Genomic DNA, 23115 nt, shown 5'->3' with positions numbered 1-23115 from the left:
TCACCAACGAGCGTGGTCTCGGCACGGCCTCCGGCGACCGCCGACGAACCACAAGAGACGAAACCCTGCGGCCCCTCGAACGGATATGAGCAACTACGCGGTCGCGATGGAAGCGGCCTGGTTGGTTCGTGACGTCGAGGAGACCGACGACGCCATCGGCGTCGCGGTCAGCGAAGCCGGAAAGCGACTCAACGAGACGGACAAGCAGTACGTCGAGGTCGAACCCGGCGTCACCGGCTGTCCCGCCTGCGGGGAGCCGTTCGACGCGGCGTTCCTCGCCGCGAACACGGCGCTCGTCGGACTCCTCCTGGAGATCGACGTCTTCAACGCCGACAGCGAAGAGCACGCGGAACGGATCGCGAAGAGCGAGGTCGGCGGCGCGCTCCGGGACGTCCCGCTCGAGGTCATCGACGTGATGGAGACCGAGGCCGACGACGAGGAGACGGACGCCGGCGATCGCTGAACGATCGAAGGGCCGAAACCTTTTCTAATAACCAAGGGTTATTAGCCGTATGGAGCTTCCGACGCCACAGGACCTGCGCGAACGACGGACGTCGCTCGAACTGACGCAGAGCGCGCTCGCGGACGCCGCGGGCGTCTCACAGCCGCTCATCGCCCGCATCGAGGGCGGCGACGTCGACCCGCGGCTCTCGACGCTGCGACGGATCGTGAACGCCCTCCAGGAGGCCGAAGGGGAGGTGGTGCGCGCGACCGACCTCATGAACGAGACCGTGATCAGCGTCGCCCCCGACGACGCCGTGAGCGACTCGGTCGAGCTGATGGAGCGGGAGGCGTACTCCCAGCTACCGGTCCTCCAGAACGGGGTCCCCGTCGGATCGATCAGCCAGGGGGACGTGGTCCACGCGGGCGAGAACGTCGGGAAACATCCGGTCAGCGAGGTGATGAGCGAGTCGTTCCCCACCGTCGCGCCGACCGCGACCGTCGACGAGATCCGGAACCTGCTCGACCACTACAAGGCGGTGATGGTGACTGACGGCGGAGAGACGGTCGGGATAATCACCGAGGCCGACATCGCCGCGCACCTCTCGTAGACGGCATCGGGAGAGGACCGTCGTCCCTACCGTCCCCCTCGTCCCGTTTCGATCGCCGCGGCGTCATCCGTCGCGGTTCTCGGAGAGGTGTTCCCAGATCTCCGTACAGCCGGCACCGTCCTTCAGGTCCTCGAGATGGTCGCCCTCCTCCGTCGCAGCCTCGCTCGGCGTGGAATCAGTCTCCCCGTTCTCGTGGTCGGTTCCCTCCGCGGTCGACCCGTTCTCCCGGTCGTCCTCGGCGACCAACGAGCGCGACTCGCTCGTTCCCGTCATGGCTGGCTCCGGATCGGTTCGCGGTCCCGGACCGGTTCGTGGCTCCGGATCGGTTCCCGACCCCGGACGGACTCGAACAGTTCGGGCGCGACGTCGGCGGACGCGTGCTGGCGATGCGGTCGGTCGTCGTCTCCGCCGCCACGGCGATCGATCGCGGTTTCGGGTGTCGTCTCGGTCATCGACGCGTCCTACCGTCGCGCCGATCATAAGGGACCCCACACGAGTAAATCGAACCACTACTCCCGGGTACCGGAACCGACCTCCGGTATCAGTGACGCGCCTTCGGCCCTCGATCCGGCCTCAGTCTGGCGATCTTCGCGGATCGGGACGTCCCCGGAGCCGACGCGGTTTGCGGGGGGCGTCACCCATTGGGTCGTGGCCGTCCAACCGGGGAGCGTGACGACCCGTCTGCGCGTGCTCGACGACGGCGCATGGATATCGGTCGACGACCACCGCGAGGTCCGCGTGAGCGAACTCTGGCGGCTCGACGCCCCCGATTTCTGCGGCTGTGATCTGGCCGACCTCGTCGTCGAGAACTTCCAGGAGGTCGGCGTCGACGGGTCCCGGGTCGAGGTCCGCGTCTACGGCCAGTGTATCGAATGCGGCGCTAGCGGGATCACGGGGTGGCTCCCGGTCGGCCGGGTTCGGGCCGACGAGTTCGTCGAATTCGACCGTTCCTGCGTTCGTCGGGAGCGACGCGAATAAACCGGCAAGAGTCACCTATTCGAGGGGGCACCGGGCAACGTTGACTCCACGGGGTCCCCTATGTGGTCGGCGGTCGTGTGTCGGGATACGATGCCAACGGACGTCGAAAACTGGAAGTCGGAGGTCTACGGGAACGAGATCCGGGACCACCTGTTCGAGTTCGCGGAACGGGGGTTCGACTCGATCCCCGACGACGAGCGGGACGCCTGGTTCGAGCGGTTCAAGTGGTGGGGGCTGTACCACCAGCGGAACGGCCAGGAGGGCTACTTCATGATGCGGATCGGGACGCCGAACGGCGTCCTGGAGCCGGGACAGCTCCGCGTCGTCGGCGAGATCGCCGACGAGTACGCCCGCGGACCGGGGACGAACCCGATCTTCGGCGACGCCTACGCCGACTTCACCACCCGCCAGTCGATCCAGCTCCACTGGATCGAGCTGTCGGACGTGCCCGCGATCTTCGAGAAGCTGGAGGCGAACGGGCTCTCCACCCAGCAGGCGTGTGGCGACTCCTGGCGGAACATCGTCGGGAACCCCGTCGCGGGCAAGGACGGCCAGGAGGTGATCGACGCCTGGCCCGTCATCCGCGAGCTCAACGAGACGTTCAAGGGCGACGACGACCACTCGAACCTCCCGCGGAAGTGGAAGGTGTCCGTGACCGGCTCCGCCGACGGCTCCGGGCAGGGCGACATCAACGACCTCGCCTTCGAGCCCGCGTACAAGGAGGTCGAGGATGAGGACGTCGTCGGCTTCAACGTCCGGGTCGGCGGCGGGCTCGCGCGCAACGAGCCGCGCTTCGCCCGCGACATCGACGTCTGGGTCCCGCCGGAGCGGGTCCCCGACGTCGCCGGCGGCCTCTCCGCGCTGTTCCGCGACAACGGCGACCGCGAGGACCGCTACAACGCCCGGATCAAGTTCCTCGTCGACGAGTGGGGGCCCGAGGAGGTCTGCGAGACGCTCCAGGCCGAGTACGTCGACTTCGAACTCGAGACCGCCGGCCGCGACGTCCGCGAGGAGTACACCTACAACACCGGCGAGGGCGAGCGCAACGACCTCGTCGGCGTCCACGACCAGAAGGACGGGACCAACTTCGTCGGCCTGAACGTGCTCGTCGGCCGGATGGGTGCGGCCGACGTGCTCGATCTCGCCGACCTCGCCGACGAGTACGGCTCCGGCGAGGTGCGGCTCTCCCAGCGGCAGAACGTCATCGTCACCGACGTGCCCGACGACGCGCTCGACGAGTTCCTCGCCGAGCCCCTACTGGAACACTACTCGCCGGACCCGTCGCCGTTCATGCGCGGGTCCGTCGCGTGTACGGGCACCGAATTCTGTTCGCTCTCCATCGTCGAGACCAAGAACCGGCAGGTGCGGTTCGCCCGGTGGCTGAAGGGGAACGTCGAGCTTCCCGAGGGCGTCGAGGAGTTCCACATCCACCTCTCCGGCTGTACCGCCTCCTGCGCGCAGCCGCAGATCGCGGACGTGAGCCTCCGCGGCATGAAGACGCGGAAGGACGGCGAGCCGGTCGAGGCGCTCGACGTGGGGCTCGGCGGCGGCCTCGGCGACGATCCGGGGTTCGCCCGCTGGGTCACCCAGCGCGTTCCAGCCGACGAGATCCCGGGCGCGATCGCGAGCCTGATCGACTCGTTCGCCGGCGAGCGCGAGGAGGGCGAGTCGTTCCGTGCGTTCGTCGCGCGTCACGACGACGAGGAGCTCGACGCGTTCGTCGATCCGGAGGAGACCGACTACGAGGACCCGATGATGCACAACACGAAGCGTACCTGGTATCCGTACGCCGAGGAGGACGGGCTCGACGACGCCCCGCCCGTGCCGGCGGACGACTGAGATGTGGGGCCGGACCACGGGGGGAGAGACGTGAGCGACCGACTGCTCCGCGTGAACGCGTACACCACGCTGGACCTCGTCGACGCCCGAGCGAGGGGGCACGGCTTCGAGGCGGACGCGCCCGGCGTGGTGAACGTCACCGCGCCGCGTGAGGACCCGGACCACGTCGATCTCCAGGTCGAACTCGACGACACCGCGATCCCGATCCCGGCGCACGCCGACGAGATCGAGCTCTCGCCGGGGCAGGCACGAACGCTCGCCGAGGCGCTGGAGTCGGCGGCGGACCGCGTCGAGGCGGCACGGGACGACGTGGACGCTTGAGACGCCGTCCCGTTCGCACTCCCGATGCGCCTACCGTTGATCGACACACTCGCCGGCCACCTCGACGAGGTCGTCGGTCACCCTGACCCGTCCGTCGAACAGCCGGCACGTGGCGGCGTTCCACGCGAGCTGTCCGCGAAAACCGTCACCGGAGACGGTCACCTCGTGACGTCCCTCCTGGCCGCCGATCACCTCGAAGGCGCGAGCCACTCCGCCGTCGATCCGATCGGATCCGTCCTCGTAGGTCGTTCCCTCGGCATCGACGACCTCGACCCGAACGGTGATCGGATCGGCACGGTCGTTCCGTACGGTGAGATCGAGACGGCTGCTCTCTTCGGGACCGAAGGGCGCCGTACAACCGGCTAACGACGTGGCGCCCGCGACGGCGAGGAACCGGCGACGGTTCATACCGTGCACACCCAGGCGTGACACGTCAACTACCCCACCCTACTTCGCTCACCCTGACGGGTTCGCTCGTTGAGGGTGGGGCTTGTCCGTGAACTCGACCTCGAACCCTTCCGGGTGGGCGGTGAATCCACCACTCGGCGTCACAGTTCCAGACTTCAGGGCGAGCTGACTGTTGCCCGTCCGCCGAGACGACTGTTGGCCCCGACGGACATACCGCATCCCGATATTCTTCGCCGCATTGTAGTCCGCATTCGCTTCCGACTCGCACTTCACACATCGGAAGTCGCTGCGAGTCGCGCGATTTTCGTCCGCGGTAAAGCCACACTCGGCGCACCGTTTTGACGTGTACGCCGAACCGACTTGCTTCACCGAGATACCTTCGGCTTCGGCTTTGTACTCCACTTGCTCGTACAGCGTTCGGAACGCCCACTTGTGCCCCCACGACGCACCCGTTCGGTCGCGGATATGGGTCAAGTCCTCGAACGCGATCACGTCGCAGTCGTATCGGAGTGCTTCGTATACGATGGTTTTCGACGCTCGGTGAAGTACGTCGCGGACGTAACGAAGTTCGCGCCCACTCGCCTGTTCGAGCGTTCGGTGGGCGCTTCGCGTCCCGGTCTGCTGGAGTCCGGTGCGAACCTTCTCAAATTCGCGGAGGTCGTGAGTTAGTTCTCGCCCGCTGATGAACCGTGCAGTGCTGGTGACGGCGAGGTTTTCGATGCCGAGATCGACCCCGAGAACCGTTCCGTCCTCGGCGGTGTTTCGTTCGGTATCGTTCTTGTGTCGGCGGAACCCGATGTGCAAGAAGTAGTCACCGTCACGGACGGTGAGTGTGCTTTCCGTGACGCTCCACTCGTCCGAATCAAGGTACTGCCGTTGGTAGCCATCGTCGGCGTCGGGCAAAGCAAGCGGACACCGGACGCGACTCTCTGTGGTGGAGAGTGACACCGTATCGTCGTCAAATAGCGTCATTGTCCGGGTGTCGTATTTCACCGTGGGTGCGGTGAAGGTGGGTTTGCTGACTTTCTTGCCGTTGGAGCGGCGTTCGATGCAGCCGGTGATGGCTTGTGCGGCTTGGTGGGTGGCGAGAATCGCGTGCTGACTGCCGAGGCCGGTGTGTTCGCGCACAGTATCGTAGGCGAGGGGCTGTACGTCGCTCTTGGTGTTACACTTGCCCCACGCCATGTCGGTGGCGAGTTGGCAACCCTGTTTCCAGTCGGAGATGGTGTCTTCAAGGAGGTCGCGTTGCTCGTCTGTAACTTCGAGACGAGTGATTGCTGTCCGGCGCACGTAGTCGTCTGCCACAGTTTCAATGTGATTGGGAGGCTACTTATAGACTGGTGTTGTATATCCGGTGCGAACGCGCTCCTCCCCTCCCTACTCGCTCACTTTGCCCGCTCCTTGAGGAAGGGGACTCCGCGCTACCGCTTCAGTTGAACCAACGTCCCGCCCGAACGAAACCGCCGACGATCGATGACGCTCCCGTGGGAGGGACGCATCGTCCATCCCTCGAACCGCTCATTCCCTTCCCGCTCGCTTCCCGTCAGATCGAGAACGAGCACGTCGGTAGCTCCGGAGAAACGCGTAGAGCGATCCGACGGCCGCGCCAATGCCGAGTACCCCGGGACCAACGCTCATCGAGATCTCGTCCGGCGTCGACGAGAACGAGAACAGGAAGCCGAGCGTGTCCGGCGTCCCGATCGTGAGGGAGTCAACGGCGAGGACGTCAAGGACGAGCGGGCCGCCGACCGCCAGCACGACGAACACGCCGACCGCGGCGACGGCCGCCCCGGCGAGCGCGTCCCAGACGACGGCGGTCACCGAGAGCGTCCCACGGCGGTCGCTCTCTCGACCCACGATCCGCACGCCGTTCCGGTGGTCCTCGATACGGACGTCCGCGGGGAACGCGAGCAGGGTCATCGTCATCCAGAGGTCGGCGATCGCGCCTGCGGCGTTCGCAGCCAGCGGGATGACCAGCCAGCCCCACTCGAAGGCTAACATTACCGGCACGCCGACGGCTGTCATCACGACCAGCGGCGTCACGAGCACGACGACGAACTGGTCGCGGGTGAACTCGTGGTCGGTCGTGGCGTACGCGTACGGGAGAACGAAGTGGGCGACACCGACTCCGTACTTCGGTTCGCCGCCGTAATATCGAATGGCGAGGCCGTGGAGCCACTCGTGGGGGACGAGGATCACGGTCACTAACAGGAGGATGACGAGGCCGTCCAGGGCGGTGGTCCACCAGGCGACGCCGGGCGCGAACCGGAACGTGGCTGGCTGCCCGATGACGGCTTGGTAGAGGCCGCCAAACGCGGCCGCGGCGACGAAGACGCCCAACGTACTCAGCGCCGCCATCTGGATCGTGAGCCCGCGCGTCAGTTCGAGCTCGGCGAGAACCGTCTCCGCGTCACCGTTGCCGATCGATGCCATACGATCCCGTCTCTCGTCCAACCGTTAAGTACCCGAGCCTGCGTTTCGTCCCGTCGGGCTACACGGGTCGTTGCGGGCCGCGTCTCGGAGTCCGATGAACGTCGGAGCGACCGTCAGGCGATCGGCGTCCACGCAACGGGAGGCCCTACGGTCGGTAGCGTCCGCGGGTTTCAGCGTTCACCGTGGTTCGATGGTAACCGTCAGGTCGTCGACGTAGTGCGTCGCGTCGGCCTCCCAGATGACCGCGGTTCCGACGGCGAAGTGGAGCGTGTCGGTCGACAGTTCCGGCGTCGTCCACTCGAACGAGTACTCCCGCCAGCCGTCGGCGAGCCACAGCGGCTCTCGGAGCCCGCCGATCGGCGTCTCTCCGAACTCGGTGGAGTTGACGCCGAGCTGTGGGAAGTCGTCCTCGACCTCGGCGGGTTCGGGGCCGAGTCGCATCACCGCATGACGGATCGTGTTGAACGATTCCGAGTCGCTCCAGAACCGGCCCGTGGCCTCGATCCGGTACGATCGTCCGGATTCGACCGAGATCGGATGGGACACCCACGTCACGCCGTCGTCGTGATCGCCCTCGTTCCACACCCGGAGCGACCGTTCCCCTTCGGCCGCTTCCGTCTCGGAGACCTCGACCTCCCATTCGAAGTCCACAACATCGACTTCCGGGCCGATGGTCGCCTCGGGCTCCCATTCACCGAGGCTCCCTTCGAACCCCTCAGTGAAGTTCGGACTCCCGCTCCGCCCGAGACAACCGGCGACGCCGGCGACTCCGAGTGCTGTTCCTGCCCGGAGCGCATCGCGACGAAACATGTCCGATTCGAGGCGGCCGAACGCGATAGCTGTTGGGTAGCGGATACGTACGGTGAGGAACCGACCGTCACCGTGGAGGCGACGCTCGAGCCCCTCCCTCCTCGCTTTTTATAACTGATCGCGTCCAACCGGAGACACATGGTTCCGCGGACCGCGTCGCTGTCGACCGCCGCGTGGGGCGTCGAGGGATCGCTCCCGATACTGGCCGTCGTCGTCGTGGCGGGGATCGGGACGGGGCTCCTCTTCCTCGTGAGTGTGGTCGCGTACGGCCGCCGCCGGACCGGACGACACCTGCTGATAAGCGTCGCCGTGGGGGCGCTTCTGGCGCGCTCGGTCGTCGGTGCGGGCACCGTCCTCGGCCACGTACCGATGCCGGTCCATCACTTCCTCGCGCACAGTCTCGACTTCCTGATCGCGGCAACCGTGCTCTACGCGGTGTACGCGTACGCGCCCGGATCGCTCTCGAGCGCGCCGGACTGACCGGCCACGTCCGGGAAAACCGCTCACTCGTCGACTCGCGCCCGAACGCCCTCGAGGAGGGCCTCCAGCCGGTCGCCGTACGCCAGGGTCGCGGACGAGACGGCCACGCCGCCGACGGTCCAGACGAGAAGCGAGCCGAGCGCGCGGCCGACGTCGACGAAGCCGCCCTCCGGTGTGAACGCCACCCCGATCACCCCCTGGAAGACGAGCCCGCGGAACGCGCCGTTCGGAGTGAACGCGAGCAGTCCGGGGATCGTCGAGGGAGCGGTGCCGGTCGCAAGCGACCGCAGGATCGCGAGATCGCCGCCGAGAACGGCGACGGCGAGCACGAGGACGCCGACCGCGACCGCGCCGCGCCGGCTCGAGGCGACCGCCGAGACGGCGGTCGCGAGCGAGAGGTACGCCGCGCCGAACGGGACGAGCAGGCCGAGGAACCGGAGGTACAGGAGCGGCGAGTCGATCCCGGAGTGCGTCGCGAAGATCGTCGTGTCGGGGGCGGCGGTGGCCCAGACGGCGACGCCGAGCAGCGCGTACGGGACGACGACGATCGCCAGGAACGCGAGCCCGCGGGCGAGGACCACCCCGACGACGTAGCCGCCGACGCTCACGGGATACGTCCGGATCACCGCGAGTTCGCCCGTTTCGGCGTCGGTGAGCAGGGCGCGGTATCCGATCACGAACGCGACGAGCGGGACCACGACCTCCGTCACGAGAAGCAGATCGACGACCGCGGGCACGAACCCGGTGTCGGCCCCCCCGCCGACCGCGACGATCCCGCCGAGCAGGGCGAGGAGTCCGACCGCGAGGACGCCGTATCCGGGCGTCCGGAGGACCGTCGCCAGTTCGCGGCGGAACACGGTGGCGACCGCGGTTCTCCCGCCGATCCCTCCCCTCATCGCTCCGAGACCCCCGTGACGTGGACCGCGGTCGGCTCCTCGCCGTCTCCGCCGTCCCCGCCGTTCCCGTCGTCCTCTCCGGTCGCGTCGCCGGCGACGACCGCCCGATAGAGGCCGGAAACGTCGTCGACGCCGTGTTCCGAACACAGCCGCTCCAGCGGACCCGCCGCGACGACCCGGCCGCGGTCGAGGACCACGACGCGGTCCGCGTGCTCGTCCACGAGTTCGAGGTCGTGCGAGCTCACGACGACGGCGGTCCCGGATCCGGACGCGTCGGTCGCGGTCCGGAACGCTCGTTCGCGCGTTCCCGGATCGAGCCCGCTCGCCGGTTCGTCGAGCACGACGAGGGGAGGCTCGCCGACGGTGGCCTGCGCGATCCCGAGGAGCCGACGCATCCCGCCGGAGAGCGCCCCGACCCGTCTGTCCGCCGCGTCGGCGAGGCCGACACGGTCGAGCGCCTCCTCGGGATCGGCCACGTCTTCGGGGTCCGCGGCGTCGGCGGCGACGAGGCGGACGTAGAACGCGAGCGTCTCGCGCGCGGTGAACTCCTCGCGGAACGGGACCCGCTGTGGGAGATAGCCGATCGGTCTGGATGTGTCGGGGCCGACGTACCGTGACTGCCCGTCGGTCGGCTCGACCGCTCCGGAAAGGACGCCGAGCAGGGTCGACTTTCCCGACCCGTTCGGACCGATCACGGCCGTCACGCCGGGACGGACGTCGACCGAGACGTCCTCGAGGACCGCGACGCCGCCGTAGGTCCGCGTGACGTCGGACAGTTCGGCGACTCGTTCGTCGCTCATCGGCGACGCTCCGGGCCGAACGACGTTCGGGACCGTTCGGTCGATCTCCGAGGTTCCATCACGTTTGTTCCGTTCGTCTCGTCCGTTCTGTTCGTCTCGTCCGTCGCGTTCCGATCGTGTGCGTTCATCGTGTCGGTGGATACGGTGATCGAGTCGTCGCCGGCGAGTTCGAGCCGCCATTCCGGGTGGATCGGTGCCGGATCCGGCTCCCTCGCCGCGGCGACCCGCTCGGGAGCGTACGGCCCGGGGGCCGGTGACGGGTCCACGATGCTCCCGGAGCGAGCGCCGGGAACGGTCCCGTGGAGCCGGTCGAGGAGGACGGCACCCGGCGACTCCCGAACCACCGCCGCGGCTGTCTCGTGGTGAAGCGCCGCGTCGACCGGGGCAGTCGGGCGATAGGCCCGCTCGCCGGGGTCGTGGAGCCCGACGTCCGCGCCCTCCCAGTGGTTCCCACGGTCGTCGTCGGCCCAGATCCGCAGCGCGCCGGCGCCGGCCTCCGCGTGACGGTCGTTGCCGACGAAGTCGTTCGCGACCACTCGGCTCGAGGGCACCACCGTCGTCGCGTGCGCGCCCACCTCGTTGTCGACGGCGACGTTGTGCTCGTACAGCGAGCCGCGAGAGCTGGTCGAGAAGCCGAGTCGGTTGTCCACGAGCGTGTTGTAGCCGACGTACGACCGGGTGCCGGACGCTTGGATCCCTGCCCCGGAGTCGCGAACGTCGTTGCCGACGATCGCGTTCCCGGACGGACGGGTCATCACGGTTATCCCGCCGAACTCGGCGTCCCGAAAGCGGTTGTCCGCGATCAGGGCGTTCCCGGTGTACATGAGGTGTGTTCCGTATCGGTTGCCGACGAACGTCGAGTTTCGGACGATCGACCCGTCGGCACGGTGGAGGTAGACCCCGTCGCGGCCGCCCTCGAACCGGCCGTCGGTGATCGTCACCCGTGACTCCATGCCGATCACGCCCATGAACCCGTCGCGCCAGTCGTCGCTGCCGTCGACGCGTAGGTCACGGATCACCGCATCGGATCCTTCCCGGAGGAGTACGCCGCTCGCGTTCGTCTCGACCGCGACGTCGTCGACGAGGAGGCCCGGTGCGCCGATCGCACGGATCCCCGCGTCGCCGTGGCCGTATCCGAGCTGGACGTTCGTGTCCCACCCCTCGTCGGCGTCTCCGTCGGCCGACTCGCGTGCGGTCTCGGGGTCGCGCGTCTCGTTCCCGACTCCGTCGATCGTCAATCCGGAAACGGTCACGTTCGGCGCGCGGACCGTGAGCACCGAGCCGTTCCCGTCGCCGCGGACGCGCGCGCCGTCGCCCGCGATCGTGACCGACTCGTTCACCGTGACCGTCTCCTCGTAGGTCCCCGGGGGAACCACGACGGTCGCGTTCGGCGGCGCGGCCGCGACCGCCGCGTCGATCGTCGGCGCGTCCCGGCCGACGACGACCGCCTCGCCGGTGTGCTCGGCCGCGGACGCCTCCGCGTCGGCGATCCGACGGTCGGCCGCCGTCCACCGTTCCGGCGCCATCGAGCGCACGGTCGCCGCGGAGTCGACGTCGAACGACCGGTTCCGGACGGCCGCCCAGTCGTGGACCCGTCCCCCGTGCTCCGCCGCGAACGCCTCGGCGTTCGTCCGCTCCGAGAACGGCACGACCGTCTCGCCGGCGGGGGTCCGGGCCGTGCTTCCGACGACGTAGGTCGCCTCGTTCGCGGGAATCCAGTCGGTCGACCGTTCGGCCTCGAAGAGACCGTCATCCGTCACGCCGGGGTTGCCGCCGTCGAACGTCTCGACGTGGACGACGAGCGGATAGCCGAACTGGCGTTCGGTCCGACCGTCGTCGACGCTCGCCACGAACGACTCGATCCCGTTGTAGCCGACCACGTACTGGAGCTGCGAGTAGAAGACCTGGACGCGGGGAACCCGTGCCGACCCCGCCATCAGCTCGTCCGTCTCCGAGGAGAGCCCGAGCTCGACGGTGTCGTCGTAGGCGACGGGGTCGGGGGTCGCCGCCGAGGGGTCCGCCGCGAACGCGCCGGCGGTCGCGATCCCGGCGACGACGACGAGGACCGCGACCGCGGCGAGTACCCGCCCGAACCGGTCGCCGAAGGGATCGAGAAACGCCACGTCGTCGATTCGATCGCCCGGCGTATAGCCGATCTGGTTCGTTCCTCGAACGGGCGAGCGGATCCGTTCCCAGGGGCTAAGACGGCCGGATTCGAACGTCCAGGCGATGAAGGAACGTGCCGGATCGACGACGTCACGGCGACGGGTGCTGGACGGGATCGCGGGCGGGGCCCTGCTCACGCTCGCGGGATGTCTGGGTGGCGGTGCGGACGGCGGCGAGGAGTCGATCGCGCCGGTCTCGCTGGCCGGGGAACGAGCCTGTGACCAGTGCGGGATGATCGTCCGGGACCACCCCGGACCGGTCGGTCAGGTCCACTTCGCGGACGACGAGCCCGAGGGCGGCAGGCCGGCACAGTTCTGTAGCAGCGTCTGCACGTACACCTACCGGTTCGACGCCGAGGACGCCGACCGCGACCCGCTCGCGACCTTCCTCACGGACTACTCGAGCGTCGACCAGGAGGTCTTCGAGAGGGGATCCGACGTCATGTTCTCCTCGCACGTCGAATCGTCGGCGTTCTCGCGGACGACCGAGCTGACGGTGGTCGCCGGTAGCGACGTGGTCGGGTCGATGGGCCCGGAGCTGATCCCGTTCGGCGAGGCGGCCGACGTTGAGGCGTTCGTCGCCGAACACGGCGGGGAGCCGTTGGACGCCGAGGCGGTCGATCGAGGGACGCTCGAGGGGTTGTGAGCGGGCGGTCCGCCGCGTAGCCGCTTCCTCGACGACCTCTCACCCGTCGAGCCCGGCCAGCGCGTCCTCGACGTCACGGAGCAGGTCGTCGCGATGTTCGGTGCCGACGCTGAGTCGGACGAGTCCCGGCGGGATCCCCGCCCGTTCCAACTGCTCCCGCGAGAAGTCCTGGTGGGTCATCGTGGCCGGGTGTTCGGCGAGGCTCTCGACCCCGCCGAGGCTCTCCGCGAGCACGAACACGTCGAGGTCGGCGGCGAAGGCGGCGGCGGCCTCCCGTCCGCCGGCGAGTTCGACGCTCACCATCCCGCCGAAGTCTGCCATCTGCCTGCGGGCGACCGCGTGGTTCGGATGCGACTCCAGGCCCGGATAGTAGGTCCGCTCGACCGCGTCGTGGCCGTCGAGCAGCGCCGCGATCGCCGTCGCGTTCCGGCAGTGTCGCTCCATCCGCGCCGAGAGCGTCTTGATCCCGCGAAGCGCCAGGAAACACGCGAAGGGCCCCGGCGTCCCCCCGCGAGCGTACTGATAGTAGGCGATCTCCTCGGCGAGGTCGTCCTCGCGGGTCGCGACCGCGCCGGCGACGACGTCGGAGTGGCCGCCGACGTACTTGGTGAGCGACTCGACGACCAGGTCGGCCCCGCACTCGAGCGGCCGCTGGAGGTACGGCGACGCGAAGGTGTTGTCGACGACGAGGAGCGGATCGCCGGGATGCTCGTCGACGACGGCCGCGGTCGCCTCGACGTCGACGATCCGGAGCGTCGGGTTCGTCGGCGTCTCGGCGTAGACCATCGCGGTCTCCGGCCGCATGGCCTCGGCGATCGCGTCGGGGTCGGTCGAGTCGACGACCGTCGTCTCGATCCCGTAGCCGGCGTATATCCGCGTCAGCAGTTCGTGGGTCTCGGCGTAGACGCTCTCGCCCACGACGACGTGATCGTCGGCGGTCAGAAGCGAACACACCGCGTCGATGGCGGCCATGCCGCTGGCGAACGCGCTCGCGTGGTCGGCGGCCTCCAGGTCGGCGAACGCCCGCTCCAGCTCGTCCCTCGTCGGCCCCGAGATCCGCGAGTAGCGGTGGCCGCCGCGCGGCCCGTCCATCGTGTCGTACTCGTAGGTCGTGTTGGCGTATATCGGCGTCGCGAGCGCGCCGTACTGGTCGGTTCTCGCGCTCGCGTGGACCTCCCTCGTCTCGAACCGTCGATCACGACTCGGTTCGGATCGTCGCTCGTCGCTCATGGCTACGACTGTCGCCCGGCCGTGATAAACTCCGGCGACCGGCGGGAGGTCTCGAGCTCGTCCGGTTCCGCTCGCCGGCGCTCTCCGTCGACCTTCACACCCGTCCTACTCGTCGGGGTCCTCGCCGCGGGCGCGCTTGTACATCGCCAGCGCCCGCTCGCGTCGCGTCGAGTGGTCGACGATCGGGTCCGGATATTCCGGCGCGGCGTTCGCCCGTTGGGTCGCCGAGAGCTCGTGCCAGCCGTGGACGACCTCCGGATCGACGCCGCGCAGTTCGGGGACGTGCTCCGCGACGTACTCGGCGTCCGGATCGTAGCGTTCGCCCTGCGTCATCGGGTTGAAGATCCGGAAGTACGGCTGCGCGTCGGTCCCGGTCGAGGCCGCCCACTGCCACCCGCCGTTGTCGTTTCCGGTCTCGTGGTCGGCGAGCCGCTCGCGGAAGTGGTCGTAGCCGTGTCGCCAGTCCGCGAGGAGGTCCTTCGTGAGGAAGGAGGCGACGATCATCCGGACGCGGTTGTGGACGTACGCCTCCTCGCGGAGTTGGCGCATCCCGGCGTCGACGATGGGATACCCCGTCTCGCCGCGTTTCCAGGCCGAGATCTCCTCGGGATCGTCGCGCCAGTCGATCCCCGCCTCGTACTGCTTGTAGTTCTCGGTGACGACCTCGGGGTTGTGGAACAGCACCTGTGTGTAGAACTCCCCCCACGCGAGCTGCGCTTGGAACTCCTCGACGCTCCCCTCTGCGTCGTCCTCGGAGCGATCAGCCGCGGCTTCCATCGCCTCCTCCGTGGCGGCGTAGACCTCCCGGATCCCGATCTCGCCGTACTTCAGGAACGCCGAGAGCCGCGAGGTCGTCCGTCTGGCGGGGTAGTCGCGGTCGTCCTCGTAGCCGAACACGTCGTCGCCGAGGAAGTCGTCGAGCCGCTCTCGAGCCGCCTTAGTCCCGGCGGGACCGACCGCGGCGTCGGGCTCGACGAAACCGAGGGACTCCGACGTCGGGAGGTCGCCGACGGTGGCGGGACCCGCGGTCTCGAGCGCGTCGGCGAGGTCCGAGAGATCGGCGAGGTCGCCGGGATCGGGCGTCGGGACCGGCGAATCCTTCCCGCGGTCCCGCCACTTCTTCCAGTAGTAGGAGTACACGGAGTAGGGGTCGCCCGCGTTCGTCCGGATCGAATCGGGCTCGTGGAGCACCCTGTCGTGGTGCGCCTCGCGAGCGATCCCTTCCTCGTCGAGCGCGCGCCGCACCGCCGCGTCGCGCTCGCGGGCCAGCCCCGAGTAGTCGCGGTTCCAGACCACGCGCTCGGCGTCGAGGTCGTCCGCGACGGCCGGGAGGACACGGACCGGGTCGCCGCGGGAGACGAGGAGGTCGCTCCTGCGGTCGCGGTAGGCGTCGCGAAGCGTCGCCAGTCCGTCCAACAGGCGCCGAACCCGAACGTCGCTCGCGTGTGCGAGTACGTCGGGGTCGAGGACGAAGATCGGCGCGACCGCGCTGCGGTCGGTCGCGGCGGCGAGCCCGACGTTGTCGGCGACCCGCAGGTCCCGTCGATGCCAGAACAGTTCCATGGGGATCCCACGGCGGCGGGGACCGTGAAACCACCGTCCAGCACTCGCCGGCCCTCGCTCAGATCCGCCGCCCGCGAGTGTATCGGACGTGAGCCAGCGCCGCGACGAGCAGGAGAAGCGTCATCGAGGCCATCACGACGGCCGGATCGAACACGCTGAACGGCGGCGTCCCGGTGGCGTACGCGAGCGAGATCGCGGCGAAGAGCCCCGTCAACCCGAGGTAGAACTCCGACCAGGTGAACTCGTTCTCGCCGACCACCTCCAGGTACGCGTCGAAGTCGTCCGCTGCCGGCGCGAGCGTCACCAGTCCGCTGTTCCGGTCGTACTCGATCACGCCGCTACGTTCCATTCGCGGGAGGTGTGACTGGTACAACGACGTGTAGAGCCGCTTCCGTTGTGTGTAGGTCACCTCGACGGGATCGACTCCGTTCTCCTCGGCGGCGATGGTCGTCGCCAGCTCGCGGAGCTTGATCTCGCCGCCGTTCTCCGAGAGGAACCGCAGGACGTGTCTGCGTCGTCCGTTACTCAGAAGCGCGAACACCTCGTCGGTCGAGATGTGGTTCGACTCACCGTCCGTCGTCGGGTCTGCCGATCCGTCGTGATCGCCCTCCGGTACGTCCTCCGGTTTCGCGGATATCTGGTCCATTTTGGGGTACTCGTCTCCCTTTCGCCCGTCGGGTCGATCGGTCCGGTCACGTCGGATCGGTCACGTCCGGTAGGCGGAAAGGCCGTTTCATCGCGGCCGTTCGGTCGTCGTTCGGTGTGGAAAGCGGGTCGGCGGGTGCGTCTCCGTCCCCGCATGACTCGGCGACGGATCCGCGGATACTCGTTATTCGCGGAATCCGACGCAGTGTCGTTGTGCCGACAGACATCTCGTGACATATTAATACTTCCTATATTTCTGTTTTCTTATACTACCGATGGCGACGGACCACGGGACGGCTCGCTATTCGGTTCATGACGATCGACGTTCTGATCGGCTCAGGCACCCATATTCGGTGTTTTGAGGCGTTTTACAGGCCGATCGGGTATACGACGAGCCGCCGATTGAGGTTCGTTAACACTATTTGTGGTCCGACAAATGTGAAATTAATTAAGTTTTTGTAACCGCCTTCTGTAGTTCTCGACGTGATGGGGGGATCCACCGAACTCACCACGGTCGAGGAGACGACGGGCCCCTCAAACGCCGATTCTCCTGAACCGGAGGGGCCGACGCGTGACGAGATCTTCGACGTCCTCTGTAACGAGCGGCGACGATACGTGCTCGAGTACCTTCGAGAGTCGCCGGACGAGGCGCTCCACCTCGGCGAGATGGTCGATACGATCGCGGCCTGGGAGAACGACAAGGAACCCGTCGAGACCGAGTACGCGGACCGAAAGCGCGTGTATACGGCGCTCCGGCAGACGCACCTCCCGAAGCTTCACGAGACGGGGATGATCGAGTACGACCGTCGACGCGGCGAACTGCGCCCGACCGAACGCATGGACGACGTCCAGCTCTACCTCGATTACGTCCCCGAACACGAGATCCCGTGGGGACAGTACTACCTCGGGCTCTCGCTGCTCGCGGCGCTGCTCTTTTTCGGATCGGTGCTGGTCGGGACGACCTCCGGTGTCGTCTCCTTGTCGACCGCGGCGATCGTCGTCGCGGCGTTTCTCGTTTCCTCGAGCGTCCACACGTATCGAACCCGCCGAAACGACGTCCACCGACCGTCTCCGGAGACCTGAGTGATCGAGGATGCGTTCGCTCCGCCGCCGCCTGAACGGATCTGCGGCTGCGGAGGAGGTATTGCCCCGTGAAACGGTCTTCGAGATCCTTCGTAACGAGCGTCGGCGACACGTCCTCCGGTACCTGAAGGCACACGACGGCGACTCGGTCGCGTTCGAGGACCTCGTGGAGTACGTGGCCGCGCGCGAGAACGACCTGGCGGTCGAGGAGATCACCGCAACGCAGCGAAAACGCACGTACGCCGGGCTCACACAGACCCACCTCCCCATGCTCGAAGAGCGTGGCGTGATCAACTACGACCTCGAGACCGGACGGGTCGAACTCACGGCGAGGGCCCGACGGGTGGAGTTCTATCTCGAGCCCGTTCCCGAGAGCCGGATCCCCTGGAGCTACTACTTCCTCGGACTCTCGCTCGTCTGCGTCGCCGCCCTCGCGATGGAGGCGCTCGCTTTTCCGCCCTTCGACTCGATCCCGGTGGCCGTCCTCTTGGGACTCATCGTCCTGGCGTTTCTGATCTCGTCGGCCGTCTACGTCCGGCAAACCGACCGGAACCGGCTGGGTGCCGACCTCGACGAGGAATGAACAGCCGGAGAGATCATTATCAAAGGCTCAACAGGTAATCGACGACGGGAACGAGGACCAAAAGCAGGATCAACAGCCGGAGCACGTTCCGTTTCGTCACGAACCGACGAGGACTCCAACCGCCGTCGACTCGAGCCCGACCGAGTCCGGTGCGGCGCGGATCGTCGGGCGGGTCGTTCGGCGTCATCGCTCGTCTCCACCCGACATGACGTCTCTCGTGGGCTTCGAGACGAAGAACGCCCCGTCCTCGTGACTGCTACGTCGACTCGTCGATTCCGATCGATCCCGGACGACGATTCGATCGATGGTCGATTCGTCGTTCGTCGACGGCTCCGTGCTCGATTCGTTGTTCGTCGACGATTCGTGTGTTGACGTGTGGTTCTCCGATCTCTCGCTCGTTTCCGTACCCTGCGTCGACGTATCGTTCGTCTCCGTACCCTGGGTCGACGTGTCGTTCGTCGTTTCGTCGTCGGTTCCCTCGTCGGTGCGGGGGTCGCCATCGTCAGGTCCACTCTCCGTTTTCCGATCCGTCTCCGCGTCCCCGTCCGTCTCGGTTCCGTTCCGGTTCGTCTCTACGGTCGGGGTTCCGTCCCCCGCAAAGTCCGGCTCCGGATCCTCCGGGACGTTCCCGACGGAGAACGTGACGGCGACGTTGCCGCTGTCGGTAAACGACGCGTACGTCACGGCACCGCCCGAGATCCCGGCGATCACTAACGCGACGGCCGAGGCGAACGCCAGGACCTTGGTCGGAGTCCGATCACTCATCGGTACCCTCCGGAGGGTCACGCGTCGGCGTTTCGTCGCTCGGCGGCGAGTCGCGCGCGTTCTCGATGCCGAGATCCTCCGTCGATTCGCTCGGGTCGCCCTCACCGTCGGCTCGGATGACGCCGGTCGAACGCGTCTCACGGGAACGGCCGTCGACCTTCGGCGATCGATCGCCCACCCGATCGGGATCGTCACCGCTCGAGGAGTGACCGCTCTCCGGATCGGTCCCTCCCGCGGCGTAGTACATCCCGGCGACGAGCAGGAGCCCGAAGCCGGATCCGAACGCGGCGGCGAACGACCACGCCGTCTGGACGTGATACACGACCCAGCCGGCGTATCCGGTGGTTCCCGTCAGGACGAGCCCCGAGAGGCGGAGGTCCGTTCGCGTGATCGCGATCGCCTCTCCGCTCGCCGCCGCGTCCTCGTTCGCATCGACGGAAGCGCTCGATTCCCCGCTCGCCCCCGTGACCTCGTTCGCCCGAACCTCGGATTCACTATCGTCGACGGCAGCGGTTTCGAACGGCCCCATCGGCGGGATCTCGGCGGAGTCGCCGTCGTTCTCCCCTGCCTCCCCGGAATCCTCGATCTCTCCGAAACCCTCGATCTCTCCGGAACCCTCGGTCCCACCGGAATCCCCGGTCTCTCCGGACCCCTCGTCCTCGAGAGCTCCCTCGGTCGGGCCGGAGTCGTCGCCCGCGATCACGGACCGAACCTCCGAGAGCGCGAGCAGCACGAACGGGATCACGACGAGCGCGAGAAAGCCCGTCGGCGTGTTCACGAACTCGATCACGTAGCCCATGTACGGGATCACGACGGCGACCTCGCCGAGGACCCGTGACGCCGGGACGGGCGCGGCGTCCGGATCCTCGTTGGCGTCGCCCTGGGTGATGAAGGCGCGTTCCCCGTTCCGTTCCGTGACCTCCACGACCCGGTGGGTCGTCGGCGTGTCGGCATCGCCCCGGAGGTACGTGATCACGTCTCCCTCCTCGATCTCGGCTGGAGTCACGTCGTCGACGATGACGACGTCACCCACGCCGATCGACGGCTCCATGCTCCCGGACAACACCACGTAGCCCCCCTGCGCGCCGACGACTCCGGGGACCGCGTAGACGACGAACGGGACGACGAGGGCGATCAACAACAGCAGGCCGGCCCAGTCGAGCACGCGGCGTCGCTCCGGAAGGCTCACCGACATGACGGCGACTCACCTCCGTTCGCGTTCAGTTCCATGGGTTATCACGTCCCTGGTTGTGACGGCACTGTTCGGCGGTGAACTCGAACGAGCAGGAGATGGACGCTCCCGAGAGCCGGGACGGGACGTCGTCGTCGAGCTCCCACTCGAGGTCGAGACACCCCGGCTCACAGCCGGCACAGTCGTCGTGGAGCGGTTCCCCGTCTCCGAAGGCGTCGAGCAGGTCCGCGAGCGTCCCGACGAAGAGCTCGGTACCCCCGCGGTCACAGACCTGCCCCCCCATGAGCCGGACGTCGAGGTACGTCGCCGGGCCGTTCGATTCCGTCGATCCCGTCGCCCGCACCCAGACCCAGCCGTCGGCCTCACACAGCCGATAGCCGACTCTGAGAGTGCCCCGACTTCCGGGCGAGAGGTCGGGGAACTCGACGGGGACCGTCGCGACCGATCCGAAGTCGTCATCGGAGGGGACGGGTGGGTCACTAAGCCCGTCCCTCGAGAGGACGGCAAGCTCAAGCCCGAACGACCCCGTCCGGACGAGTGCCTCGGAGACGGGCTCCCAGTCCGCGAGGTACGCGCCGGTCACGGCACCGCCGGCCGCGCCGACGGCACCCGTGCCCGCCACCGCCCCGAGCAGCCGTCGGCGTGAGTAGTCCTCATCGGACATGGGTGATCCCCCGTTCGAACGTCCCGTGCGTCGATCCGTGAGCCGTCTCGAGCGTCGCTCCCCGATCGCTTCGATCCATCCTTCGTTGAGGGGGTACTTGTGTATGAGTCGGCTGTGAGCCTTCGAGCGGAGCCTGTAGACCGACGCTCGGCTCGAATCGTTCGTTGAATCGGCTCAACGGGTCGTTACGTCCGCGTCGCTTTCGCGGTCGCCGGCGGCTCGCCGATCGGAGAGGGTCAACACTGGGCGGCATCGAAGGTCAGGTCGAACTCGATCGTCTCGCCCTGTACCGCGTTGATCCCCTCGCGGTTCGGCGGGAACGACCAGCCGAACGTGACCGTCACCGCGCCGTCGGCGTCGAGACAGCTCGCGCCCGGCGTGTTAGGCGAGGCGTCGAGGGCGACGCCCCCGGCGAGCGCGTCCTCCACGTCACCGAGCGTTCCGCTCGCGTCCGGATGGACGAGTCCCTCTCCCGGATCCCGCTCCGCGTTGTCCGATCCCAGCGCGTCGACGTCGAAGAGGCCGGTGTCGTACCACACCGCGGCGTCGATGAACTCCCGCAGGGGACTCGGCTCGACGTCGTCGCCGAGCGAGAACGAGAGCGTGGGCTCGATCGCGGGGATCGCTCCACTGCCGTCGCTGCCATCCCCGTCCGAGCCGTCCGTCTCGATCCGGAGGCGGATACTGAGCGATCCGGCGTCGCCGGGGAGCACGTTGCCGAGGGCGATCGCCGGGCCGGAGGGTTCGGGCGTCGCGGTCGTGTCCGTGAGAACCGTTCCGTTGTACGTCTCCCGCCAGTCGACGACGAGCCCCTCGATCGTCTCCGTCTGGAGTTGTATCGTGTCCGTGTACGCGCGACTCCCGCCCGTCGAGAGCGCGAGACCGGCGACTGCGGCCGTGACGCCGCCGCCGACCCCGGCGAGCAGTCGTCGCCGCGATATCGGAGTGTGCGTCATGTCGCGTGCGTTCGATCTCTTGTTTCGAGTTCACGCCAAGCGTCGGCCCGCGGTGGGATCGCTCCGCCCGTCCGCGCACCGACGTGGATCGTCGACGCTCCGTTACGTCGGCGTCTGGTTCGTACTGTTTCCGTCGTCCGGACCGCTTCCGTCGTTGTGGCGGCACTGCTCGGTGTAGAATCCGAGGTCGAACCCGACGGAATCACCCTGGATGACGTTGCCGACCTCTATCGGGACCTCCCACTCGAAACCGATACAGAACCCCTCCTCGGCGGGGAAGCACTCGACGCCTTCCGTACGCGGATCGGCGTCCAACTGATGCATACCCGCGAAGGCGTCGGATTCCTCGTCGGCACCCTGCTCGACGCCGAGTTCGTCCATCAGCCCGGCGAGCGTCCCCTCGAATATCGGCGTTTCCGTCTCCTCGTCGTAGATGTTGTCGCAGTCGTCGTCGTACCAGAGGGTCACGTCGACGTGATCGGCGAGCTCTCCCATGTCGTCGCCCTCCGTGACCGAGCCCGGATCCGATTCGTTCATCGAGACGCTCTCAGGTTCCGTCAACGTCCCGCCGTCCTGCGAGAAGTTGCCTGCCGTGAACCAGACGTAGCCGGGGTTGTCACAGAGGTGTAACGAGAAGGTTATCTCGCCCGTATCGCCCGGTTTGACGTCGTCGAGCTCGACGAGGTGCTCCTGATCGGGGTAGTTCTCGCTCCGGAAGACGGCGGGCGTGTCAAGTTCCGCACCGCTGTCGATGCCGCAGGAGCTGTGGATGACGATCGGGTCGAGATCACCGTCGGTTCCGACAGTATCCTCGAGGACTACCTCTGTGGATGTATCTCCATCAAGGAGCACCAATCGTTCGATATCGGTCTGATCCTGGAAGACCGAGTTTCCATCATACGTAGCCGCGTTGTTCAACGCCGGAGTAACCCGTAGAGCGAAATCCTCATCTAATGTACCGAGAACGCCGCCGTCGGTTTTTCTATTCTGCCAAGCCCAGTCAGCCGTCGCGACGTTGCTTCCATTGGCGTCCTGATATGCGTCGATGTCGGTACCAGGTTCGTCCTGATCTATCCACGCCGCGTTTAACCACTGGCTACCCTCAGCACCTTCGACAGTGACTGAAGCGACGAATCCGTTATCGGAGCTCCTGGTGTTGTCGAGTTCATTGTTGATTATGAATAGGTGTAGATCACCCTCATCGTCTTCATACAGGAAGAGAACGGTCGTGTTCCGTCGCTGAATGTCATCATTCAGTGACGACCACTCCCCCGTATCGTAATCGTAGAATTCATCCGTGCTTTCGTCCCCCGAGATCGCGCTGACACAGTACGACTCGCCGCCGTACGTGACGTAGTACTCGTCCTCCGCACAGTCACAGCAGGCGGGGACGTCGGCCGCGTCGAACACGGGATCCAACTCACCCGCGCCGGAGTACCGGACGCCGTCGAGGTCCTGGAGCCCGTCGCCGTAGCTCTGGCCGTCGACCGCGGTATCCGGGTAGGCGTTCACCGGGTGTTCGCCGACCTCGCCGTCACCGTTCGGGATCGGCCCGTTGTAGGTCTGTTGCCAGTCGACCTTCAGGTCCAACTCCCCCGCGGACAGC

General features: G+C 67.4%; 26 protein-coding genes and 1 pseudogene. 9 read left to right on the top strand and 18 right to left on the bottom strand.

The window, feature by feature from the left end; genetic code table 11:
• The first annotated feature begins 85 nt into the window (after positions 1-85).
• Positions 86-463 carry a DUF555 domain-containing protein gene (locus OKW78_RS01565; protein ID WP_281193583.1) on the top strand — a complete coding sequence of 126 codons (378 nt, stop codon included), beginning with the start codon at positions 86-88 and terminating at the stop codon, positions 461-463.
• Positions 464-512: 49 nt separating this feature from the next.
• Positions 513-1052 (top strand): CBS domain-containing protein, encoded by a 540-nt coding sequence (locus OKW78_RS01560; protein ID WP_281193582.1) that lies wholly within the window; start codon positions 513-515, stop codon positions 1050-1052.
• 63 nt (positions 1053-1115) lie between these two features.
• On the opposite strand, the gene OKW78_RS01555 is transcribed toward OKW78_RS01560, so the two are convergent.
• A complete protein-coding gene (locus OKW78_RS01555) occupies positions 1116-1325 on the bottom strand; it encodes a hypothetical protein (RefSeq protein ID WP_281193581.1) in 210 nt (69 codons plus the stop codon).
• Positions 1322-1504, bottom strand: coding sequence for a hypothetical protein (locus OKW78_RS01550; protein ID WP_281193580.1), 183 nt, complete (start codon positions 1502-1504; stop codon positions 1322-1324). Before OKW78_RS01550 ends, OKW78_RS01555 begins: the two co-directional genes overlap by 4 nt.
• A gap of 217 nt (positions 1505-1721) precedes the next feature.
• Here OKW78_RS01550 and OKW78_RS01545 point away from each other — a divergent pair, with 217 nt between their 5' ends.
• The 3 genes from OKW78_RS01545 to OKW78_RS01535 all read left to right on the top strand — a co-directional run bounded on the left by OKW78_RS01545 (position 1722) and on the right by OKW78_RS01535 (position 4190).
• On the top strand, positions 1722-2030 hold the full coding sequence (locus OKW78_RS01545; protein WP_281194139.1) for a hypothetical protein: 309 nt from the start codon (positions 1722-1724) through the stop codon (positions 2028-2030).
• A gap of 90 nt (positions 2031-2120) precedes the next feature.
• The gene (locus OKW78_RS01540) at positions 2121-3869 is read left to right on the top strand and encodes a nitrite/sulfite reductase (RefSeq protein WP_281193579.1); all 1749 of its coding nucleotides are present in this window, start codon (positions 2121-2123) and stop codon (positions 3867-3869) included.
• 30 nt (positions 3870-3899) lie between these two features.
• Positions 3900-4190, top strand: coding sequence for a DUF6360 family protein (locus OKW78_RS01535; protein WP_281193578.1), 291 nt, complete (start codon positions 3900-3902; stop codon positions 4188-4190).
• Between the two features lie 30 nt (positions 4191-4220).
• Here the strand turns inward: OKW78_RS01535 and OKW78_RS01530 are convergent, their stop codons facing one another.
• The 4 genes from OKW78_RS01530 to OKW78_RS01515 all read right to left on the bottom strand — a co-directional run bounded on the left by OKW78_RS01530 (position 4221) and on the right by OKW78_RS01515 (position 7841).
• Positions 4221-4598, bottom strand: a complete 378-nt coding sequence (locus OKW78_RS01530; RefSeq protein WP_281193577.1) for a hypothetical protein — start codon at positions 4596-4598, stop codon at positions 4221-4223.
• Between the two features lie 48 nt (positions 4599-4646).
• Entirely contained in the window at positions 4647-5903 is a 1257-nt protein-coding gene (locus OKW78_RS01525; protein WP_281193576.1) for a transposase, read from the bottom strand.
• A 213-nt stretch (positions 5904-6116) separates the two neighbouring features.
• The gene (locus tag OKW78_RS01520) at positions 6117-7031 is read right to left on the bottom strand and encodes a DUF3267 domain-containing protein (RefSeq protein ID WP_281193575.1); all 915 of its coding nucleotides are present in this window, start codon (positions 7029-7031) and stop codon (positions 6117-6119) included.
• Between the two features lie 177 nt (positions 7032-7208).
• Positions 7209-7841 carry a hypothetical protein gene (locus tag OKW78_RS01515; RefSeq protein WP_281193574.1) on the bottom strand — a complete coding sequence of 211 codons (633 nt, stop codon included), beginning with the start codon at positions 7839-7841 and terminating at the stop codon, positions 7209-7211.
• Positions 7842-7979: 138 nt separating this feature from the next.
• On the opposite strand from OKW78_RS01515, the gene OKW78_RS01510 reads away from it, so the two are divergent.
• On the top strand, positions 7980-8321 hold the full coding sequence (locus tag OKW78_RS01510; protein WP_281193573.1) for a hypothetical protein: 342 nt from the start codon (positions 7980-7982) through the stop codon (positions 8319-8321).
• A 23-nt stretch (positions 8322-8344) separates the two neighbouring features.
• Here OKW78_RS01510 and OKW78_RS01505 read toward each other — a convergent pair whose 3' ends face one another.
• From OKW78_RS01505 to OKW78_RS01495, 3 genes are read right to left on the bottom strand one after another with little or no spacing between them, the layout of a single operon-like run.
• The gene (locus tag OKW78_RS01505) at positions 8345-9217 is read right to left on the bottom strand and encodes a copper ABC transporter permease (protein WP_281193572.1); all 873 of its coding nucleotides are present in this window, start codon (positions 9215-9217) and stop codon (positions 8345-8347) included.
• A complete protein-coding gene (locus tag OKW78_RS01500; protein WP_281193571.1) occupies positions 9214-10017 on the bottom strand; it encodes an ABC transporter ATP-binding protein in 804 nt (267 codons plus the stop codon). The genes OKW78_RS01505 and OKW78_RS01500 overlap by 4 nt, the downstream gene beginning before the upstream one ends.
• Positions 10014-12140 (bottom strand): right-handed parallel beta-helix repeat-containing protein, encoded by a 2127-nt coding sequence (locus OKW78_RS01495; RefSeq protein ID WP_281193570.1) that lies wholly within the window; start codon positions 12138-12140, stop codon positions 10014-10016. Before OKW78_RS01495 ends, OKW78_RS01500 begins: the two co-directional genes overlap by 4 nt.
• A 106-nt stretch (positions 12141-12246) precedes the next feature.
• On the opposite strand from OKW78_RS01495, the gene OKW78_RS01490 reads away from it, so the two are divergent.
• The gene (locus OKW78_RS01490) at positions 12247-12828 is read left to right on the top strand and encodes a nitrous oxide reductase accessory protein NosL (RefSeq protein WP_281193569.1); all 582 of its coding nucleotides are present in this window, start codon (positions 12247-12249) and stop codon (positions 12826-12828) included.
• Between the two features lie 39 nt (positions 12829-12867).
• Here OKW78_RS01490 and OKW78_RS01485 read toward each other — a convergent pair whose 3' ends face one another.
• From OKW78_RS01485 to OKW78_RS01475, 3 genes are all read right to left on the bottom strand, one after another.
• Positions 12868-14058 carry a PLP-dependent aspartate aminotransferase family protein gene (locus tag OKW78_RS01485; RefSeq protein ID WP_281193568.1) on the bottom strand — a complete coding sequence of 397 codons (1191 nt, stop codon included), beginning with the start codon at positions 14056-14058 and terminating at the stop codon, positions 12868-12870.
• Positions 14059-14163: 105 nt separating this feature from the next.
• A complete protein-coding gene (locus tag OKW78_RS01480) occupies positions 14164-15621 on the bottom strand; it encodes a deoxyribodipyrimidine photo-lyase (protein ID WP_281193567.1) in 1458 nt (485 codons plus the stop codon).
• A gap of 58 nt (positions 15622-15679) precedes the next feature.
• The gene (locus OKW78_RS01475; RefSeq protein WP_281193566.1) at positions 15680-16267 is read right to left on the bottom strand and encodes a hypothetical protein; all 588 of its coding nucleotides are present in this window, start codon (positions 16265-16267) and stop codon (positions 15680-15682) included.
• A gap of 485 nt (positions 16268-16752) precedes the next feature.
• Here OKW78_RS01475 and OKW78_RS01470 point away from each other — a divergent pair, with 485 nt between their 5' ends.
• Both OKW78_RS01470 and OKW78_RS01465 read left to right on the top strand, forming a co-directional pair.
• Positions 16753-17349, top strand: coding sequence for a hypothetical protein (locus OKW78_RS01470; protein WP_281193565.1), 597 nt, complete (start codon positions 16753-16755; stop codon positions 17347-17349).
• Between the two features lie 61 nt (positions 17350-17410).
• On the top strand, positions 17411-17932 hold the full coding sequence (locus OKW78_RS01465) for a hypothetical protein (protein ID WP_281193564.1): 522 nt from the start codon (positions 17411-17413) through the stop codon (positions 17930-17932).
• A gap of 19 nt (positions 17933-17951) precedes the next feature.
• Here the strand turns inward: OKW78_RS01465 and OKW78_RS01460 are convergent, their stop codons facing one another.
• From OKW78_RS01460 to OKW78_RS01435, 6 genes and pseudogenes are all read right to left on the bottom strand, one after another.
• A complete protein-coding gene (locus tag OKW78_RS01460; protein WP_281193563.1) occupies positions 17952-18119 on the bottom strand; it encodes a hypothetical protein in 168 nt (55 codons plus the stop codon).
• Positions 18116-18697 (bottom strand): SipW-dependent-type signal peptide-containing protein, encoded by a 582-nt coding sequence (locus tag OKW78_RS01455; protein WP_281193562.1) that lies wholly within the window; start codon positions 18695-18697, stop codon positions 18116-18118. Before OKW78_RS01455 ends, OKW78_RS01460 begins: the two co-directional genes overlap by 4 nt.
• On the bottom strand, positions 18690-19892 hold the full coding sequence (locus OKW78_RS01450; protein WP_281193561.1) for a signal peptidase I: 1203 nt from the start codon (positions 19890-19892) through the stop codon (positions 18690-18692). The genes OKW78_RS01455 and OKW78_RS01450 overlap by 8 nt, the downstream gene beginning before the upstream one ends.
• Before the next feature lie 25 nt (positions 19893-19917).
• Positions 19918-20553 (bottom strand): hypothetical protein, encoded by a 636-nt coding sequence (locus OKW78_RS01445; protein ID WP_281193560.1) that lies wholly within the window; start codon positions 20551-20553, stop codon positions 19918-19920.
• A gap of 236 nt (positions 20554-20789) precedes the next feature.
• Complete coding sequence (locus OKW78_RS01440; RefSeq protein ID WP_281193559.1) at positions 20790-21509, bottom strand: hypothetical protein; 720 nt, start codon at positions 21507-21509, stop codon at positions 20790-20792.
• Between the two features lie 426 nt (positions 21510-21935).
• A pseudogene (locus tag OKW78_RS01435) lies at positions 21936-22199 on the bottom strand (hypothetical protein); the annotation flags it as partial.
• Positions 22200-23115 lie beyond the last annotated feature (916 nt).

The sequence above is a fragment of the Halorubrum sp. F4 genome (assembly GCF_027257195.1).
Classification (GTDB): Archaea; Halobacteriota; Halobacteria; order Halobacteriales; family Haloferacaceae; genus Halorubrum.
This window is presented reverse-complemented; position numbering and strand designations above follow the sequence as displayed.

Coding starts and splice junctions, on each gene's coding strand:
- OKW78_RS01540 (WP_281193579.1), top strand. CDS start 2,121: ATGCCAACGGACGTCGAAAACTGGAAGTCGGAGGTCTACGGGAACGAG.
- OKW78_RS01530 (WP_281193577.1), bottom strand. CDS start 4,598: ATGAACCGTCGCCGGTTCCTCGCCGTCGCGGGCGCCACGTCGTTAGCC.
- OKW78_RS01505 (WP_281193572.1), bottom strand. CDS start 9,217: ATGAGGGGAGGGATCGGCGGGAGAACCGCGGTCGCCACCGTGTTCCGC.
- OKW78_RS01490 (WP_281193569.1), top strand. CDS start 12,247: ATGAAGGAACGTGCCGGATCGACGACGTCACGGCGACGGGTGCTGGAC.
- OKW78_RS01440 (WP_281193559.1), bottom strand. CDS start 21,509: ATGACGCACACTCCGATATCGCGGCGACGACTGCTCGCCGGGGTCGGC.
- OKW78_RS01470 (WP_281193565.1), top strand. CDS start 16,753: ATGGGGGGATCCACCGAACTCACCACGGTCGAGGAGACGACGGGCCCC.
- OKW78_RS01550 (WP_281193580.1), bottom strand. CDS start 1,504: ATGACCGAGACGACACCCGAAACCGCGATCGATCGCCGTGGCGGCGGA.
- OKW78_RS01515 (WP_281193574.1), bottom strand. CDS start 7,841: ATGTTTCGTCGCGATGCGCTCCGGGCAGGAACAGCACTCGGAGTCGCC.
- OKW78_RS01485 (WP_281193568.1), bottom strand. CDS start 14,058: ATGAGCGACGAGCGACGATCCGAACCGAGTCGTGATCGACGGTTCGAG.
- OKW78_RS01555 (WP_281193581.1), bottom strand. CDS start 1,325: ATGACGGGAACGAGCGAGTCGCGCTCGTTGGTCGCCGAGGACGACCGG.
- OKW78_RS01460 (WP_281193563.1), bottom strand. CDS start 18,119: ATGACGCCGAACGACCCGCCCGACGATCCGCGCCGCACCGGACTCGGT.
- OKW78_RS01510 (WP_281193573.1), top strand. CDS start 7,980: ATGGTTCCGCGGACCGCGTCGCTGTCGACCGCCGCGTGGGGCGTCGAG.
- OKW78_RS01475 (WP_281193566.1), bottom strand. CDS start 16,267: ATGGACCAGATATCCGCGAAACCGGAGGACGTACCGGAGGGCGATCAC.
- OKW78_RS01560 (WP_281193582.1), top strand. CDS start 513: ATGGAGCTTCCGACGCCACAGGACCTGCGCGAACGACGGACGTCGCTC.
- OKW78_RS01500 (WP_281193571.1), bottom strand. CDS start 10,017: ATGAGCGACGAACGAGTCGCCGAACTGTCCGACGTCACGCGGACCTAC.
- OKW78_RS01520 (WP_281193575.1), bottom strand. CDS start 7,031: ATGGCATCGATCGGCAACGGTGACGCGGAGACGGTTCTCGCCGAGCTC.
- OKW78_RS01450 (WP_281193561.1), bottom strand. CDS start 19,892: ATGTCGGTGAGCCTTCCGGAGCGACGCCGCGTGCTCGACTGGGCCGGC.
- OKW78_RS01445 (WP_281193560.1), bottom strand. CDS start 20,553: ATGTCCGATGAGGACTACTCACGCCGACGGCTGCTCGGGGCGGTGGCG.
- OKW78_RS01455 (WP_281193562.1), bottom strand. CDS start 18,697: ATGAGTGATCGGACTCCGACCAAGGTCCTGGCGTTCGCCTCGGCCGTC.
- OKW78_RS01480 (WP_281193567.1), bottom strand. CDS start 15,621: ATGGAACTGTTCTGGCATCGACGGGACCTGCGGGTCGCCGACAACGTC.
- OKW78_RS01565 (WP_281193583.1), top strand. CDS start 86: ATGAGCAACTACGCGGTCGCGATGGAAGCGGCCTGGTTGGTTCGTGAC.